At 69.8% G+C, this 1,535-nt stretch carries 3 protein-coding genes; 2 read left to right on the top strand and 1 reads right to left on the bottom strand.

All coding sequences use genetic code 11. The features are described 5' to 3' along the window. Together FV228_RS29285 and FV228_RS29280 are read left to right on the top strand one after the other, a co-directional pair. Window positions 1-431: hypothetical protein (locus tag FV228_RS29285; protein WP_348645076.1), on the top strand; the 431-nt coding region annotated here is incomplete at its 5' end. Between the two features lie 2 nt (window positions 432-433). Next, the gene (locus FV228_RS29280) at window positions 434-997 is read left to right on the top strand and encodes a PIN domain-containing protein (protein WP_238263025.1); all 564 of its coding nucleotides are present in this window, start codon (window positions 434-436) and stop codon (window positions 995-997) included. 52 nt (window positions 998-1,049) lie between these two features. On the opposite strand, the gene FV228_RS29275 is transcribed toward FV228_RS29280, so the two are convergent. Continuing rightward, window positions 1,050-1,535: TlpA disulfide reductase family protein (locus FV228_RS29275; protein WP_147857664.1), on the bottom strand; the 486-nt coding region annotated here is incomplete at its 5' end.

Below are 1,535 nucleotides of genomic sequence, written 5' to 3'. Positions count from 1 at the left end.
GGGGGCAAGGGGTGACGGCAAGGGGCGGCGGCAAGAGGCGGGAAGGCGCGGGCCGCCATCTGTCCGTGTATCGGTCCTTGCGCTATCCTGCCGCCGTTCGAGAGGGAGAGGTGCAGGGAATGGCTGTACCGAAAACCACATCCGTACAGCGGAAGCGGGCCCCGCGTTCGGCCGCCCGCATCCATGCCACCGTGCTGGAGGAAGCGCGGCAAGCCGGGCTGCTCGATGGAGAGACGTCCGAGCACGTGAGCTTCCGCGTGCCGACCGCCCTGGTGGATGCCGCCAAGCGGGAGGCCGGGATCACGTCGACAACCGAACTCGGCATGGTCGCCCTGGCGCTCCTGGCTCAATCCGATCCCGTCGCGGATTTTCTCGGCCGCACGGCGGGACGGCTCGGGGCAGACCACGATCTCGACACCGGCTCGCATTGAGCGTGGACCTGCGTGGCGCGCTTCGGCGGCGCAAGCCGGACAAGCGAAGCGTTCGCCTCGTTCCGCGTCCGCAGAGCGAACGCCCGGATTGGACGACCTTCGACGCGGCGACGCCTGTGGCCCTCGTCCTGGACACGAGCGTCTATATCCATAGCGCTGCCGGCAGGCTGCCCGAGGCGCTGCACCGGCTCATCGAGCGGGCGCTGCTGTTTCACTGTGCCGTCGCTCTCGCCGAACTGTCGGTCGGGGTGGCCGCCGCCGATCCGCACGGACCGAACTGGGTGGCACTGCGCGATCACTATGCCGAACTCTTCAGTCGCATACCGGAGACGCGCCTGCTGGCGCCCGACGCACAGACCTTCGCGGATGCCGGACTTGTCGCCGGCACCCTCGCGCGCCTCCAGGGCTACCAGAGGCATCAGCGCACGGCCTGCCTCGCCGATGCGCTCATCTTCCTGACCGCCGCGCGGGCTGGCCGTCCCGTTCTGACGGCCAATCGCGAGGATTTCGATCTCATCCAGCAACTGGCGCCGGAGGGGCGGTTCCTCACTTACGAGCGCACCTGAACCCTCGCGCGCATCGTTCCGAAAGCTGGCGGCCACCTTTCGGAACGATGCTTCAGGAAGTCCGCCCCAGAACCGCGCGGATCAACCCCAGCCCGTCCGGGCTCGACCAGGCGGCGGGGCCCTTCATCACCCCGATGGTGCAGCCCTGCGGGTCGATCAGCATCGTGGTCGGCAGGCCCGGGGATTGCGTGTCGCGCTGGATCGCGGGCAGCACGCGCCCGCCCGGGTCGGCGTAGAAGGCGAGGGCGTGGATGCCGGCCTGCTTCAACCATTCCGGCGGCTTGTCGAGGTTGCGGGTGTCGACGTTGATCGCCACGACCGTGAAATCGGGGCCGCCGAGTTCCGCCTGGAGGCGGTCGAGCGCCGGCATCTCGGCCTTGCAGGGGGCGCACCAGGTCGCCCAGAGGTTGACCAGCAGCAGCCGGCCCTTGAGGTCGGACAGCGCGGTCTCGGCGCCGTCCGGCCCCTTGAACCGGATCTCCGGCGCGGGCCGCGCCTGCGTCACGGCCTGCATGCCGGCGACCTCGCCCTTGGCGGA

Origin of the sequence: Methylobacterium sp. WL18, from assembly GCF_008040015.1 — a bacterium.
Taxonomy (GTDB): domain Bacteria; phylum Pseudomonadota; class Alphaproteobacteria; order Rhizobiales; family Beijerinckiaceae; genus Methylobacterium; species Methylobacterium mesophilicum.
The sequence above is the reverse complement of the archived record's forward strand: the minus strand, read 5'-3'. Positions and strand labels throughout refer to the sequence as shown.